This window comes from Streptomyces buecherae, assembly GCF_014295035.1.
GTDB lineage: Bacteria > Actinomycetota > Actinomycetes > Streptomycetales > Streptomycetaceae > Streptomyces > Streptomyces youssoufiensis.
The window spans coordinates 8174844-8190471 of sequence record NZ_CP060404.1 but is presented as its reverse complement, the minus strand read 5'-3'; the positions used below and the strand labels follow the sequence as shown (position 1 = coordinate 8190471).

At 75.7% G+C, this 15628-nt stretch carries 11 protein-coding genes; 3 read left to right on the top strand and 8 right to left on the bottom strand.

From position 1 onward, the window contains the following. The first annotated feature begins 52 nt into the window (after positions 1 to 52). A complete protein-coding gene (locus H7H31_RS32455; protein ID WP_187118190.1) occupies positions 53 to 2236 on the top strand; it encodes a heavy metal translocating P-type ATPase in 2184 nt (727 codons plus the stop codon). Between the two features lie 139 nt (positions 2237 to 2375). On the opposite strand, the gene H7H31_RS32450 is transcribed toward H7H31_RS32455, so the two are convergent. Continuing rightward, positions 2376 to 4010 (bottom strand): MFS transporter, encoded by a 1635-nt coding sequence (locus H7H31_RS32450; RefSeq protein WP_232110198.1) that lies wholly within the window; start codon positions 4008 to 4010, stop codon positions 2376 to 2378. Positions 4011 to 4253: 243 nt separating this feature from the next. Between H7H31_RS32450 and H7H31_RS32445 the strand changes: the two genes are divergently transcribed. Then, a complete protein-coding gene (locus H7H31_RS32445) occupies positions 4254 to 4961 on the top strand; it encodes a TetR/AcrR family transcriptional regulator (RefSeq protein ID WP_187061251.1) in 708 nt (235 codons plus the stop codon). Positions 4962 to 5039: 78 nt separating this feature from the next. On the opposite strand, the gene ptsP is transcribed toward H7H31_RS32445, so the two are convergent. From ptsP to H7H31_RS32430, 3 genes are all read right to left on the bottom strand, one after another. Then, on the bottom strand, positions 5040 to 6710 hold the full coding sequence (gene ptsP / locus H7H31_RS32440; protein ID WP_176165799.1) for a phosphoenolpyruvate--protein phosphotransferase: 1671 nt from the start codon (positions 6708 to 6710) through the stop codon (positions 5040 to 5042). A gap of 140 nt (positions 6711 to 6850) precedes the next feature. Continuing rightward, entirely contained in the window at positions 6851 to 7300 is a 450-nt protein-coding gene (locus H7H31_RS32435) for a PTS sugar transporter subunit IIA (protein ID WP_187061250.1), read from the bottom strand. Positions 7301 to 7400: 100 nt separating this feature from the next. Further along, positions 7401 to 8471: an SIS domain-containing protein gene (locus tag H7H31_RS32430; RefSeq protein ID WP_187061249.1), complete on the bottom strand. Its 1071-nt coding sequence runs from the start codon at positions 8469 to 8471 to the stop codon at positions 7401 to 7403. A gap of 628 nt (positions 8472 to 9099) precedes the next feature. On the opposite strand from H7H31_RS32430, the gene H7H31_RS32425 reads away from it, so the two are divergent. Next, complete coding sequence (locus H7H31_RS32425; protein WP_187060700.1) at positions 9100 to 9243, top strand: hypothetical protein; 144 nt, start codon at positions 9100 to 9102, stop codon at positions 9241 to 9243. A gap of 149 nt (positions 9244 to 9392) precedes the next feature. On the opposite strand, the gene H7H31_RS32420 is transcribed toward H7H31_RS32425, so the two are convergent. The 4 genes from H7H31_RS32420 to cobN all read right to left on the bottom strand — a co-directional run bounded on the left by H7H31_RS32420 (position 9393) and on the right by cobN (position 15615). Next, entirely contained in the window at positions 9393 to 10574 is a 1182-nt protein-coding gene (locus tag H7H31_RS32420) for a macrolide family glycosyltransferase (protein WP_187060699.1), read from the bottom strand. 222 nt (positions 10575 to 10796) lie between these two features. Then, positions 10797 to 11324 carry a nuclear transport factor 2 family protein gene (locus tag H7H31_RS32415; RefSeq protein WP_187060702.1) on the bottom strand — a complete coding sequence of 176 codons (528 nt, stop codon included), beginning with the start codon at positions 11322 to 11324 and terminating at the stop codon, positions 10797 to 10799. Positions 11325 to 11540: 216 nt separating this feature from the next. After that, the gene (locus H7H31_RS32410; RefSeq protein WP_232110197.1) at positions 11541 to 11975 is read right to left on the bottom strand and encodes an NUDIX hydrolase; all 435 of its coding nucleotides are present in this window, start codon (positions 11973 to 11975) and stop codon (positions 11541 to 11543) included. Then, the gene (gene cobN / locus H7H31_RS32405) at positions 11968 to 15615 is read right to left on the bottom strand and encodes a cobaltochelatase subunit CobN (protein WP_187060698.1); all 3648 of its coding nucleotides are present in this window, start codon (positions 15613 to 15615) and stop codon (positions 11968 to 11970) included. Before cobN ends, H7H31_RS32410 begins: the two co-directional genes overlap by 8 nt. Positions 15616 to 15628: the final 13 nt, after the last annotated feature.

Sequence of the window (15628 nt, the reverse complement as noted above, 5' to 3'; positions counted from 1 at the left end):
GCTATGGTGAGGGGACCCCGCCCGTTCCCGGCCCGCGAAGAGGTACGCCGCCATGGCAGCTCAACTCGTCGACGAGCACCGCCTCCCCTCCCCCGCCGCCCCGGGTGGCCCGCCGCCACCGCACCCGACCCGCCTGACCGCGCTGCCCGAGGTGCGCTGGGCCGCGCTCGCCGCCCTCGCCTTCGCGCTGGCCTTCCCCCTGGACCTGGCCGGCGCCCCCGCCTGGACGTGGGGCCCGCTCTACGCGGTGTGTTACGCGGCGGGCGGCTGGGAGCCGGGGCACGCGGGCCTGGTGGCGCTGCGCGCCAGGACCCTCGACGTCGACCTGCTGATGGTGGTCGCCGCGCTGGGTGCCGCGAGCATCGGCCAGTTCCTGGACGGCGGGCTGCTGATCGTCATCTTCGCCACCTCCGGCGCCCTGGAGGCGCTGGCCACCCGGCGCACGGCCGACTCGGTGCGCGGACTGCTCGACCTGGCTCCGGCCACCGCGCTGCGGCTGGCCGCCGACGGCACCGAACAGCGCGTGGAGGTGGCCGAGTTGCGGGTCGGCGACACGGTGGTGGTGCGCCCGGGCGAGCGGCTGCCGGCCGACGGCACGGTGGTCGAGGGCGCCAGCGACGTGGACCAGGCCACCATCACCGGCGAGCCGCTGCCGGTGGCCAAGCGACCCGGCGACGGCGTGTTCGCCGGCACCCTCAACGGCACGGGCGCGCTGCGCGTGCGGGTGGACCGCGACCCCGGGGACTTCGTCATCGCCCGGATCGTGGCCATGGTCGAGGAGGCCAGCGAGACCAAGGCGCCGACCCAGTTGTTCATCGAGAAGGTCGAGCAGCGCTACTCGGTCGGCGTGGTCGTGGCCACCCTGGCGCTGTTCGCCGTCCCGCTGGCGCTCGGCGCGGAGTTCACCGAGACGCTGCTGCGCGCCATGACGTTCATGATCGTGGCGTCACCGTGCGCGGTGGTCCTGGCCACCATGCCGCCGCTGCTGTCGGCCATCGCCAACGCGGGCCGGCACGGCGTGCTGGTGAAGTCCGCGGTGGTGATGGAGCGGCTGGGCGAGGTGAGCCAGGTCGCCCTGGACAAGACCGGCACCCTGACCGAGGGCGCGCCCCGGGTGGCGGCCGTGCGGGTGCTCGGGCGGGAGGCGCCGGGCGGTGGCGGTGCGACCGCCGCCTCCGCCGTGGTCGCGCGTGACGCCGCCCTGGCGCTGGCCGCAGCCGCCGAGCAGCCGAGCGAACATCCGCTGGCGCGGGCCGTGGTGGACGCGGCCAACGAGCGCGGTCTGACCCTGGAGCCCGCCGACGCGTTCGCCTCCGCGCCCGGCAGCGGGGTGCGCGCGGTGGTGGCGGGCCAGGAGGTACGGGTCGGCAGCCCGGCCACGACGCTGGGCGAGCGCGCCGGCGCCCCGGCGCCGCCCGGCCTCGCGCACGGCTATGCCGACGCGCCGCCCGCGCCACCGCGCGAGCACCCGGACGGCGCCTCCCACGCGGCGGGCCGCGCCTCCCGGCCAGCGCCTGCCGAGACATCGCACGCGCGGGCCGACACTGCGCGGGCGGGCGCCGAGGCCGCGCCGGAGGTGGCCGAGGCGTGGCGGGTGGTGGACGAGGAGGAGGGCGCGGGCCGGACCGCCGTGGTCGTCCTGGTGGCCGGCCGACCCGGGGCGGTGCTGGCCGTCGAGGACCGCACGCGCGCGGGCGCGGCCGACGCCGTCGCCGCGCTGCGCGAACTCGCCGGCGCCGAGCCCGCGTTGCTCACCGGCGACAACGCGCGCGCCGCGGCCCGGCTCGCCGCCGAGACCGGCATCGGTGACGTACGGGCCGACCTCCTGCCGCAGGACAAGGTCGCGTCCGTACGGGCCTGGCAGGAGGCCGGGCACAGGGTGCTCGTCGTCGGTGACGGGGTCAACGACGCCCCGGCGCTCGCCGCCGCGCACAGCGGCATCGCCATGGGCCGGGCCGGCTCCGACCTGGCCCTGGAGACGGCGGACGCGGTGGTCGTACGCGACGAACTGGGCACCGTGCCCGCCGTGGTGGCCCTCTCCCGTCGGGCCCGCCGGGTGGTCCGGCAGAACCTGGTCATCGCCTCGGTGTGCATCGGCACCCTGGTGGCCTGGGACCTGTTCGGACACCTCCCGCTGCCGCTCGGCGTCGCCGGCCACGAGGGCTCCACCGTGCTGGTCGGGCTGAACGGCCTCCGGCTGCTGCGCGGCGCGGCCTGGAGGCGGGCGGCGGCCTGACGCCGGGTTCGCCCGGCGCGGCGGGACAGGCCCCGGCGCCGCGCCCGGGCGGGCGGCCCGCCGCGCGGCCGGCCGCGCGCGAGGTGGCGGCTGCCAGTCGCCTGCGCGCGGCCCGGGCCAACGTGCCACGGGCGTCCGCTCAGCCCGCGCCCTCCGTGGTGGGAGCGGCCGGGCCGGCGGTGGTCGCACCGCCGCTCGTGCGGCGGCCCGGCAGCACCCAGGACAGCAGGGCCGCCGCCGCGAGCAGGCAGGCGGCGACCGACAGGGCGGCGCCGTAGCCGCAGTCGAGCGCGGTCAGGGCCGGCTCGCCGGCGGAGCGGGCGGCTTCGCCGCGGCTGGCGGCCACGCTCACCGTCACCGCGAGGCCCAGCGAACCGCCCACCTGTTGCGCGCTGTTGAGCACGCCGGAGGCCATCCCGGCCTCGTCGTCGCCGACGCCGGTGGTGGCCGCGCTGGCCAGCGGTACGAAGCAGGCGCCGATGCCCGCGCTGGTGAGCAGCGAGGGGCCGAGGACGGTGGCGAGGAACGTGCCGTCCACGCCGAGGCGGCTGAACCACAGCAGGCCGAGCGCCCCCGCCGCCGCGCCGCCCATCACCAACGCGCGCGGCCCGGTAAGCCCGTAGAGCCGGCTGGCGAGCAGGGCGCTGGCGGTGAAGCCGGCGCAGAAGGGCAGGAAGGCCAGCCCGGTCGCGGCCGGGCCCAGGGCGAGGACCCGTTGCAGGTAGAGGGAGACGAAGTAGAAGCTGGCGAACTGGCCCGAGGCGAGCAGGAGCATCGTCGCGTTGGCGCCGCCGACGGCGCGGTGGGTGAGCAGGCCGAGGCGGACCAGTGGCTGTGCGGCCCGCCGCGACTCCTGCCAGCCGAAGGCGGCGAGCAGGACGACGGCCGCGCCCAGGGTGCCCACCGTGGTCGGCGAGGTCCAGCCGTCGTCCGCGGTGCGCACCACGCCGTAGACCAGCGCGGCCAGTCCGACCGTGGCGAGCAGCGCGCCGACCAGGTCGAGGCGCGGGCGGCGCGCGGGGCGGTGGTCGGGGATCGCGCGCCCGGCCACGAGGGCCAGCGCCACGATCGGCACGTTGACGAGCAGCACCCAGCGCCAGTTGAGGTACTCGGTCAGTACGCCGCCGATCAGCACGCCGGAGGCGCCGCCGGCCGCGCCAGCGGCGCTCCACAGCCCGAGCGCGCGGGCCCGGCCCGTGGCGGGGAAGACGGTGGTGACGATGGTCAGGGCGACCGGCGCCAGGACGGCGGCGCCGAGCCCCTGCACCGCGCGCGCCGCCACCAGCGCGGGCGGCGCCTGGGCGAGGCCGCCCGCCAGGCTCGCGAGCCCGAACAGGCCGAGCCCGAGCCACAGCACGCGCCGCAGCCCGAAGAAGTCGGCGGCCCGCCCGCCGAGCAGCAGGAAGCCGCCGAAGACCAGCGTGTAGGCGTTGACCACCCATAACAGCCCGGGCTCGCTGAACCCCAGGTCACCGCGCATGTCCGGCAGCGCCACGTTCACCACGGAGGCGTCCAGCGTGACCATGAACTGCACGCCCACCACCACGGCCAGCACCACCGCGTACCGCACGGCAGCCTCCGGCGCCCCGTTCCGCCGTACGCCGTCGGCGTGCCGTCGTGGGCGCGCCGCGCCCGGCACGGCGCGCCGGGGCGCGGCGCGCCCGCCGTCGGCCCACTCCGCCTCGGCCCGTGGCGCTCCCTCCGCCCCTCCCCCGGTGGCGGGCGCCGCGTCCCGGCGCCCGCCGTGCGGCTGTGTCGGCCCGTCGTCGCGCATGCTGCTCCTCCGTACGGTGAGAGTGGTGAAGTGGGCGAGGTGGGCGAGGTGGTGTGGACGGTGCGCGAAGGGCGGCATGGCTCACCGCCGGGCGCGCCCCGCCACGGTCGGGGCGCAGCCCTTCGACGAGGCCCGACGCGAATTAACGTACACGTACAATAAAAGTATCCTCAAGCCTTCGCGGCGGCTCTGGCGGCGCGGCGCGGGCGAGGAGAGACGGGGCGAGACGATGAGGGCAGAGCGTTGACCGGGAACGCGACCACCAGACCGAGACGGGGGCGGCCACCGCGGCTCTCGCGCGAGCAGATCGTCGAGACGGCCCACGAGATCATCCTCAGGGAGGGCGCCGAGCACCTGACGATGCGGCGGCTGGCCAGCGCGCTGCGCAGCACGCCGATGGCCGTCTACCACCACGTACGCGACAAGGACGAGTTGCTCGTCCTCGTCCTTGAGCACGTCGCGCGCGGCCTGCCCCGGCCCGAGTTGCCCGAGCAGCCACGGGAGCGGCTGCTGGCGGCGTGCACGCTGATGTTCCAGGCGTTCCTGGACAACCCGTGGGTGGTGCCGATCGTCGCGCGCGGCGACCTGGTGGGGGTGTCGGCCGTCTGGATGACCGAGGAGATCATGGCCGCGCTCGTGGCGCTCGGCCTCGACGACCAGCACGCCTTCCGGACGCACCAGACCATCTGGTACTTCACGGCCGGCCAGGTCATGTCCACGGCGCACGGGCCGGGCGCGACGGACGGCGCCACGGGGCAGGGGGGCGAGCCGGCGCCGCACTACATCGACGTGGCCATGGCCAGCCGGGACCCGGCCGACTTCCCCCACCTGGCCCGCCTGGTGGGCCGTTCACGCCACTGGGAGGCCGAGTACCGCTACGCGGACGGCCTCGGCCACATCCTGGACGGCGCTCTGCCGCGGCACGACGCGGCGGACGGCGCCACGCCCTGACCGGGCGCGCGGCGGCCGCGCGCCGGCCGGAACCGCGAGACGCGGTCCGGCCGGCGCGCGGCGGATGGGACGGGTGGGTCAGGCCACGCCGAGGACGCCCTTGACGGCCTCGCGTGCCTCCTGCGGCGTGTCGGCGGCCAGGGCGGCGCGGGCCGCCTCCTGGCAGGCCGCCAGCGTGTACTGCGCCAGCGTGGCGCGCACCCTCGGGATGGCGGTGGGGCTCATCGACAGGCTGGTGACGCCCAGGCCGGTCAGGACGCAGGCCAGCAGCGGGTCGGCGGCGGCCTCGCCACACACCCCGCAGCTCTTGCCCCGCGTCTGGGCGGCCTGCGCCGCCGCGTGCACCAGGTCGAGCAGGGCGGGCTGCCAGGGGTCCTGGAGCCGCGCCAGCGAACCGGTCTGCCGGTCGGCCGCGAAGGTGTACTGGGCCAGGTCGTTGGTGCCCAGCGACAGGAAGTCCACCTCGCGCAGCAGCGCACCCGCGCGCAGCGCGGCGGAGGGGATCTCCACCATCGCGCCCACCTTGGCGGGCAGCCCGGCGGCCTGGCAGGCAGCGGCGAACTGCGCCGCGTCGGCCCGGTCGGCCACCATCGGCGCCATCACCTCAAGCCGCACCGACAGCCCGTCGGCGGCGCGCGCCAGCGCCGTGAGCTGGCCCGCCAGCACCTCGGGGTGGTCGAGCAGGGTCCGCAGGCCGCGCACGCCGAGCGCCGGGTTCGGCTCCTCGGCGGGGGTGAGGAAGTCCAGCGGCTTGTCGGCGCCGGCGTCCAGCACCCGCACCACCACGCGCCCCTCGGGGAAGGCTTCGAGGACCTGCCGGTACGCCTCCTGCTGCACCTCGACCGAGGGCGCCTGCTTGTGGTCGTCCAGGAACAGGAACTCGGTCCGGAACAGGCCCACGCCCTCCGCGCCGGCCTGCACGGCCGCGGCCACGTCGCCGACTCCGCCGATGTTGGCCAGCAGCGGCACCGCGTGCCCGTCGCTGGTGGCGCCGGGACCGCTGACCGCGGCCACCGCGGCGCGGCGCTGCTCGGCCCGCGCCACCAGCTCGGCCCGCAGCTCCTCGCCCGGTTCGATCACGACCTGGCCGTCGGAGCCGTCGAGCGCCACCGTGGTGCCCTCCACGAGTTCGCCGGCCCCGGGCACCGCGACCACGGCGGGCACCCCGAGCGCCCGCGCGAGGATCGCGCTGTGGCTGGTCGGACCGCCCTCCTGGGTGACGAAGCCCAGCACGAGCGCCGGGTCGAGCAGCGCCGTGTCGGCCGGCGCCAGGTCCCGCGCGACCAGCACGTACGGGTAGTCGCTGTCGGGCACGCCCGGCATCGGCACGCCGAGGAGGCGGGCCACCAGGCGGTTGCGTACGTCGTCCAGGTCCGCGACCCGGCCGGCCAGGTAGTCGCCGGCTCCCAGGAGCAGCACCCGGTAGGCGGCGAACGCGTCGTAGACGGCGCGCTCGGCCGTGCTGCCCTCGGCGATCCGGCGCTCCACGTCGGTGGCCAGCTCCGGGTCGCGCGCCATCAGCGCCTGCGCCTCGAGCACGGCCTGGGCCTCGCCGCCCGCCAGGTTGCCGCGCGCCACCAGGTCGGCGGCCACCCACTCCACGGCCTGCCGAGCGCGCGCCTGCTCTCGCTCCACCTCGTCGGCGGCGACCGTACGCACCGGCGGTTCCAGCACGGCGGTGCCCATGTGGCGCACCTCGCCCACCGCTACCCCGTCGCTCACGCCGACGCCACGCAGCACCGTCTCCATGACACCCATCTCCCGTTCCACCCGATGAAACCCAACGCATCCGCGCCCGCGCACGTCCCGCGAACACGCCGACGCGGGGCGGTCGCCCCGCCCCGCTGTACGGAGCGGATGGCCCCCACGGCCACCCGCTCACGACCTACTTACCGCCAGCGGAAGAGCACGTCCTCCGGGGCGACGTCTCCCTCTTCCACGACCTCGCTGAGCGCGTCCGCGGTGGCCTCCAGGGCGACCACGGGGCACACCGGGGACTTCCCCGCGCGCTCGACCTCGGCCGGGTTCCAGCGCACCACCGGGTCACCGGTCCGCACGGTGTCGCCCTTGTTCACCAGCAGCTCGAAGCCCTCGCCGGCGAGCTGCACGGTGTCGATGCCCAGGTGCGTGAGGACGCCGTGGCCCTCGTCGTCGACGACGACGAACGCGTGCGGGTGCAGCGACACGATGACGCCGCTGACCGGGGCGACGGCCACGCCCTCCTCGCGGACGGGGTCGATGGCGGTGCCCGGGCCGACCATCGCCCCGGAGAACACCGGATCGGGAACAGCGGCGAGGCCGATGGCACGCCCGGCCAGCGGGGACATCACGAGGGACATGGGAAGCCTTTCAACAGCGAGGGTGGGGTGGTGCGGGCGCGGCGGTGGCCGACGGGCGCGGTCGCCGGCCCGTCGGCGCGCCACCGCGGTGTGGCACGGCTCAGTGGGTCTCGGTGACCTTGGCCAGGGCACGCGGCGCGTCTGGGTCCTGTCCCCGGGCGATGGTCACCTCGTACGCCAGCATCTGCAGCGGCAGGATCTCCAGGATGGGCTGGACCTCCTCGACCACGCCATCGGTGGGCAGCGCGAACCCGGCCGACGCCTTGTCCACCTCGGCCTGGGTACCGATCACGACCAGGTCGGCGCCGCGGCCCCGGAGTCGCTCCAGGACCGGCTGCAGCGCCTCGCCGCCGCGCCCGTCGGTGACGATGGCAATGACCGGCGACACGTTGTCCACCATGGCCAGCGGGCCGTGCAGCAGGTCGGCACCGGAGTAGGACAGGGCCGGGATGTAGCTGGTCTCCATCAGCTTGAGCGCGGCCTCCTTGGCAGTCGGGTAGCCGTAGCCGCGGGAGGTGAGAACCATACGCTCGGCGAAGCGGTAGCGCCCCGCCAGGGTGCGTACCTCCTCCTGCCGGTCCAGGATCTGCCGGGCGAGGTCGGGCAGCACCTTGGCCGCGGCGCCGTCGCCTCCGTCGAGCCCCTCCACGAAGAGGTAGAGGGCCAGCAGTTCGGCGGTGTAGGTCTTCGTCGCGGGGAGCGCCTTCTCCTCGCCCGCCAGCACGTCGATGTGGTACTCGGAGACCTCGGCCAGCGGTGAGTCGGCGTTGTTCGTCACGGCCAGCGTGATCGCGCCCGCCTCGCGCGCGGCGCGGGTGGAGGCCACCAGGTCAGGGGAGCCGCCCGACTGGCTGACGGTGATCACCAGCACGTCACGCAGGTCGGGCTTGGCGCCGTACGCCGTGGTCGTGGACATCGACGTGAGGCCGCACGGCAGGCCGAGGCGCACCTCGAGGAGGTACTTCGTGTAGAGCGCCGCGTTGTCCGAGGTCCCGCGAGCGGTCAGCAGGACGAACCGGGGCTGGCGGGCCGCGATGGCCTCGGCCACCTCCCGGATGCGAGGGGCGCCCTCCTCCAGGATGCGGCGCAGTACCTCGGGCTGCTCGGCCATCTCACCGGCCATGATCTGGCCCGGTCGATCGTGGTGCTGAGCGGCAGTCGTCGCCGACATGTAGGTGCCTCCCGGTGGGCGCTGTGAAGCGCGAACAGTGATCTCCCGCGCGTCTTATTTGTACCCCGTAGCGCTCCAGAGGTCTAGTCCACTCCTGCGCGCGTCGCGGTGTCCGCCGGAAGCCCGGACGGACGGGCGCGCGAGGGGCCTCGAACGACCCGCCGCTACCCCGTTCGAGTACCCGCCGATGCGGGTGAGGCACCCACCCGGAACGTGACCGGCGGGCGGGCGCCGGCGTTGGTTCGGCGTGACAACGATGCGGCGTGCCACTTCATACCACCGCCGACGACCGCTCCGCTCTCCCACCGAGGCGAAGCCCGCGTGTACAACGGGTGCGGAAACGGTTCACCAGCAGCCCGCGCCGGGACTGGCCCCGCCCGTACGGGCAGCGCGGCCGGCGCCGCCACCGGCGCTGATCACCCAGCCGGTGCGGATCGACCCGCCAACCGGCCCACGCGCCAGCGCGCCGCCCGGCTCCCCCGGCGGCCCACCCCTCGCCTCCCCGGCCGCACCCCCGGTCAGCCGGCCACCGGCCGCCGCCCCACCTTCGGTGGCCGCGCCCCGACCCCAGGCGCCGGCCACCCCGCGACCGCTGCCCCGCCCGACTCCCCCGCCCCGCGCACCGGGCATGCCGATCTTCGCGGAGCTGGCCGAGCGCTGGCTCGGCGCGGGCCGGACCGTGCCGGGCGCGTACGACCAGGAGTGGGCGGACCTCGTCAACCGTCCCGCCTGGCCCGCCACCCGCCGGGCCGGCGCGACGCCGCAAGGCTGAGGCCCGGCCCCGGGCCGCCGGCGCAGGGGCGGCCCGGGACCCGCCCGGGCCGCCCTCCGGACGGGCGCGGCCCGGGCGGGCCCGGCGTGGCGCGGGCCCGCCCTCTCGTGCGGCGGCCCACGGCGCGGGGTCCGCGCCGGCCGCGCGGCTCAGCCCAGTGACAGCTCCGCCTCGATCAGGTCGGCCGCGCGAGCCGTGCCGCCCTCCGCCCTGGCCTGGGCGCGCAGCTCGGCGAGGCGGCGGGCGACCTCGGCGTCGGAGGTGAGTGCGAGCAGGGCCGCGCGGAGCGCCTCCGGCGTGGCGTCCTCGGTGTCGAGGCGCCGGGCCACGCCGAGTTCGACCAACCGGTCGGCGTTGGCGAACTGGTCGGCCGCCTGCGGCACGGCGATCATGGGAACGCCGCTGTCGAGCCCCTCGCCGCAGCCGCCCATCCCGGCGTGCGTCACGAACGCGTCGGCCTGCCGCAACACGGCCACCTGCGGCACCCACGCGTGCACCTCGACATTGGCCGGGATCCGTCCCAGCGCGACGGGGTCGGTGTACTTCCCGACCTGGAGCACGACGTGCCAGCCGGGCAGGTCGCCGAAGGCCGCCAGGCAACGGCGGTAGAAGTCGGTCTGCCGGGTGTAGGCCGAGCCGAGCGAGACCAGCAGCACCTGTTCGGCGTCGGCCGGGCGCGTCCAGGAGCCCTGGTCGGCCCGGTCGCCCAGGCAGGGCCCGACGAAGCTCACGATTCGCGGGTCCACGGTGTCGGCGTGCGGCTGCATGGCCCGCGGGATCATGGCCACCGCACGCCTCGGGCGCCCGCCGAACTCCTCGGCGTCGGTCGTGGTGGCGCCGCACTCCGCCAGCCAGGCGGCGAACCGCGCGAAGTAGGCGTCCGCTCCCGGCAGCGCCCTGAGCTGGGCGCCCACCTCCTCCTCGAAGGTGTCCCAGGCGACGTGGCTGGGCGACAGCTGCACGGTGGGCCGACCCTGCCGCTCCGCCAGCGCGCGGGCCGCGTAGCCGCCGATGTCGTACAGGTAGAGGTCCGCCGGGTCCGCGTCGTAGACGGCGCTTAGTCGCGGCAGCATGTGCATGGCGTCGTCGAGGAAGAGGCCCATGGCGGCGATGGGGTCGGCCGGCCAGTCGTTGTCGGCCACCGGCAGCGTCGAGCGGTACGCGACCAGTTCGGCGCCGGTGGGGGCGATCACGTCGGCGACGGCCGGGTCGTTGGCGTAGGTGACCCGGTGGCCGCGGGCGACGAGCTCCCGGATGATCTCCAGGCTGGGCAGGACGTGGCTGACGGCGGGGATGCCGACCATGGCGATGTGGGCACGCTGGCGTGACATGGATGTGCTCCTTGGCAGTGCTACGGGAGGTGGGTACGACGAGCCGACACCCAGGGGTGGCGCGACGGTTCGACCGGTCGCGCCGCGAGCGCCGCTGGGCGTGGCGGGAACGGGCGCTGGGCCCGTCGTCGTGTCAGCCGTAGAGCTGCTGGAAGCACATGCCGGGGACGCTAGCGCGACGACCACCGGCGGCGCCACCGCATTGCCGCCGCGCCTCCGCCGCTACGGCCGCCCGGGCGGCACCGCACGCTCGGCCGGTGCTAGGCGGTCGGCCGGTGCCAGGCGCTCGGTCGGCCCGGCGAAGGCCAGGAAGACGGTGCGGGTGGCCAGCGCCCACCGGCCGTCCACCCGTCGGAAGGTGTCGGTGTCTTCGTAGTGCTGCCCCACCCGCACCGGCGCGCGCGGGGACGCCATGCCACCGTCATGGCCGTCGACGCGGTACGTCGTGAAGTAGCTGGTCGCGCTCGCCGTCGTCGGGGACAGGAGGGTGACCAGGACGTTCGTGCTCACGCGCCGCGAGAGCCGGTCGGCGGGGCGTGCGCCGAAGTAGGCACGCAGCGCCTCCCGGCCCTCGACCCCGCGGTCGCCGCCGGGCCACTCCCAAACTCCGTCGGCCGTGCAGAGGTCGGCCACGGCGGCCGGGTCACCGAAATCGAGTTCGCGGACGAACGCGGCGATCAGGCGCTCGCAGGCACGCTCGGCGAGCAGGCGGTCAAGGGGGCTGAGGGAGGCGGGCTCGGCATCTGGAATCTCCGCCTCCTACCCGTGCGGCCGGCGCCCGCGCACCTGGCCAGCGCTCCCCCGCGCCACCGTCGAGGATCGCACGTGCGCACCGCGCGCGGCGCCCGCCGGCGAACGCACAGACCGTGGGGCCGCGTGGCGGGACGCGGCGGGGCAGGTGGGTCGGCGGCCAGTCGGCCGGGCCGCCCGCCTGCCGGGGGCGTGTGATCCGCTCGGGCGGTCGCGTCAGCGCGCCAGTACGCCGTCCGCGGTCAGCCGTGCCAGGACCTGTCGCAGCGCCGGGGCGCAGCGCTCCGTGTCGGCGGGGCGGTCCCGGAACCAGGCCAGTTCGGCGATCTCGCGGTCGGGTTGGAGAGCGCCGGTGGCCGGGCCGGTGTAGCAGGTCATGCGCAGCGGCCGGCCGCCCTGTCCGTGGGCCTCGTCCTCGATGACGAACGCCTGGGCCAGCTCCCGCGCGTCGGCCCGCACACCCAGTTCCTCGCCGAGTTCGCGGGCCAGCGCCCGCGGCCCGCTCTCGCCGGGTTCGAGCTTGCCGCCGGGCAGGTAGAACCGGTCCTTGCCATGGGTGCGGACGGCCAGCAGGCTTCCGTCGCGCACGCACAGCCAGGCCACCGACTCCAGGGCGGTGAGTTGGCTGGTGCGCTCGGTCCGCTCAGGCACCGGAATCCTCCCCGGCCGCGCCGTCTTCGAGGTTGCCCTCGGTCTCCAGGTACAGCTCCCGCACCGCGGCCAGCGTCTCCTGGTCGGGCTCGGCCCACAGGCCGCGGCTCTCGGCTTCGAGCAGCCGCTCCGCCATGCCGTGCAGGGCCCAGGGGTTGGCCTCTTCGAGGAAGGCGCGGTTCTCCGGGTCGAGCAGGTAGCTCTGGGCGAGCTTGTCGTACATCCAGTCGGCGACCACGCCGGTGGTGGCGTCGTAGCCGAAGAGGTAGTCGACGGTGGCGGCGAGTTCGAAGGCGCCCTTGTAGCCGTGCCGGCGCATCGCCTCGATCCAGCGGGGGTTGACGACGCGGGCGCGGAAGACGCGGGAGGTCTCCTCGTGCAGGGTGCGGGTGCGCACGGTCTCCGGGCGGGTGCTGTCGCCGATGTACGCGGCGGGGGCGGTGCCCTTGAGCGCGCGCACGGTGGCCACCATGCCGCCGTGGTACTGGAAGTAGTCGTCCGAGTCGGCGATGTCGTGCTCGCGGGTGTCGGTGTTCTTCGCCGCGACCGCGATCCGCTTGTACGCGCTCTCCATCTCCTCACGCGCGGGGCGGCCGTCGAGACCGCGGCCATAGGCGTAGCCACCCCAGACGGTGTAGACCTCGGCGAGGTCGGCGTCGGTGCGCCAGTCGCGGCTGTCGATGAGCTGGAGCAGACCCGCCCCGTAGGTGCCGGGCCGGGAGCCGAAGATGCGCGTGGTGGCGCGGCGTTCGTCACCGTGCGCGGCGAGGTCGGCCTGCGCGTGGGCGCGTACGTAGTTGTCGGCGGCGGGCTCGTCGAGGCCGGCCACCAGGCGTACGGCGTCGTCCAGCAGGCCCACCACGTGCGGGAACGCGTCGCGGAAGAAGCCGGAGATGCGCAGCGTCACGTCGATGCGCGGGCGACCGAGTTGGTCGAGCGGGATGGGCTCCAGGCCCGTGACGCGGCGCGACGCCTCGTCCCAGGTGGGGCGGACGCCGAGCAGTGCCAGGGCCTCGGCGATGTCGTCGCCCGCGGTGCGCATGGCGCTGGTGCCCCACAGGGAGAGGCCGACGGACTGCGGCCAGGTGCCGTCGTTGTCGGTGCGGTAGCGGTCCAGGAGGGAGTCGGCAAGCGCCTGGCCGGTCTCCCAGGCGAGGCGGCTCGGCACCGCCTTGGGGTCGACGGAGTAGAAGTTGCGGCCGGTGGGGAGCACGTTGACCAGGCCGCGCAGCGGCGACCCGGAGGGGCCGGCGGGTACGAAGCCGCCGCTGAGCGCGTGCACGGCGTGGTCGATCTCGTCGGTGGTGCGGGCGAGTCGGGGCACCACCTCGCGGGCGGCGAACTCCAGGATGGCCGCGACGTCCTTGCGCGCGTCGGCCGGGAGACTCGCGCAGACCGTCTCGGTCGCGGCGGGGTCCCAGTCGGCGTCGTCCATGGCCTGCACCAGCGCCCGGGCCCGCTCCTCGGCCTCGTCGGCGCCGATCCGGCTGTTGGCCGACTCGTCGTAGCCGAGCGCCTCGCGCAGCCCCGGCAGGGCCGTGGTGCCGCCCCAGATCTGGCGGGCGCGCAGGATGGCCAGGACGAGGTTGACCCGGTCGGCGGCGGCCGGGGCGCTGCCGAGCACGTGCAGCCCGTCGCGGATCTGGACGTCCTTGACCTCGCACAGCCAGCCGTCGACGTGCAGCAGGAAGTCGTCGAAGCCGTCGTCGTCGGGCCGGTCGGCCAGGCCGAGGTCGTGGTCGAGCTTGGCGGCCTGGATCAGGGTCCAGATCTGGGCGCGGATGGCGGGCAGCTTGGCCGGGTCCATCGAGGAGATGGCCGCGTACTCGTCCAGGAGTTGTTCGAGCCGGGCGATGTCGCCGTAGGACTCGGCGCGGGCCATCGGCGGCACCAGGTGGTCCACGAGCGTCGCGTGCACCCGGCGCTTGGCCTGCGTGCCCTCCCCCGGGTCGTTGACGAGGAAGGGGTAGACCAGCGGCAGGTCGCCGAGCGCGGCGTCGGGGGCGCAGGCGGCGGACAGGCCCGCGTTCTTGCCCGGCAGCCACTCCAGGTTGCCGTGCTTGCCCAGGTGGACCATGGCGTCGGCGCCGAAGCCGCCGTCCTCCTGGGCGGCGGAGATCCAGCGGTAGGCGGCCAGGTAGTGGTGCGAGGGCGGCAGGTCGGGGTCGTGGTAAATGGCGATGGGGTTCTCGCCAAAGCCGCGCGGCGGCTGGATGAGGACGAGCAGGTTGCCGCGGCGCAGGGCGGCGAGCACGATCTCGCCCTCCGGGTCGCGGCTGGTGTCCACGAACATCCGGCCGGGCGGCGGACCCCAGTGCTCCTCGACCGAGTCCCGCAGCTCCTTGGGCAGCTCGGCGTACCAGCGGCGGTAGTCGGCGGCGGGGATGCGCACCGGGTTGCGGGCCAACTGCTCCTCGGTGAGCCACTCCTGGTCGTGGCCGCCGGCCTCGATCAGGGCGTAGATCAGCTCGTCGCCGTTGCCGGACGCGAGCCCGGGCAGCGCGTCCTCGCCCTCCTCGGGGCCGAGGTCGTAGCCCTCGGCGCGCAGCCTGCGCAGCAGGGCGACGGCGCTGGCGGGGGTGTCGAGCCCCACGGCGTTGCCGATCCGGGAGTGCTTGGTCGGGTACGCGGAGAGCACCAGGGCCAGACGCTTGTCGGCGGCCGGTACGTGGCGCAGCCGGGCGTGCCGTACGGCGATGCCGGCGACGCGGGCGGCGCGCTCGGGGTCGGCGGCGTAGACCGGCAGCCCGTCCTCGTCCACCTCCTTGAAGGAGAACGGCACGGTGATCAGGCGGCCGTCGAACTCGGGCACCGCGACCTGGGTGGCGGAGTCCAGCGGGGACAGGCCCTCGTCGTTGTCCTGCCAGGCGGCGCGGCTGCCGGTGAGGCACAGGGCCTGCAGGATGGGCACGTCGAGCGCGGCCAGCGCGCCGGCGTCCCAGGACTCGTCGTCGCCGCCGGCGGAGGCTTCGGCGGGCTTGGTGCCGCCCGCGGCGAGCACGGTGGTCACCACCGCGTCGGCCGCGCCGAGCGCCTCGATCAGCTCCGGTTCGGGGGCCCGCAGCGAGGCGACGAACAGCGGCAGGGGCCGTCCGCCGGCGTCCTCGACGGCGGTGCACAGCGCGTCCACGAAGGCGGTGTTGCCGCTCATGTGGTGGGCGCGGTAGTAGAGCACCGCGACCACGGGGCCGCTGGCGTCGGCGCGCGCGGTGCGCTCCAGTGGGCCCCAGGTCGGGGCGGCGTGCGGCGGCTCGAAGCCGTGGCCGGTGAGCAGCACGGTGTCGGAGAGGAACCGGGCGAGCTGGTCGAGGTTGGCGGGCCCGCCGTGCGCGAGGTAGGCGTGCGCCTCGGCGGCGATGCCGACGGGGACGGTGGACGCCTCCATCAACTGCGCGTCCGGGGCCTGTTCGCCGGTGAGGACGACGACCGGGCGGTCGCCCGCGAGCAGCAGGTCGAGCCCCTCCTGCCAGGCCCGTACGCCGCCGAGCAGGCGCACCACGACGAGGGAGACGCCCTCCAGGAGGGCGGGCAGGTCATCCAGGCTGAGCCGGGCCGGGTTGGCGAGCCGGTAGGGCACCGGGCCCTCGGCCGCACGAGCGCTGAGCAGGTCGGTGTCGGACGTCGACAGCAAAAGGATCATGCGGCAGCAGCCT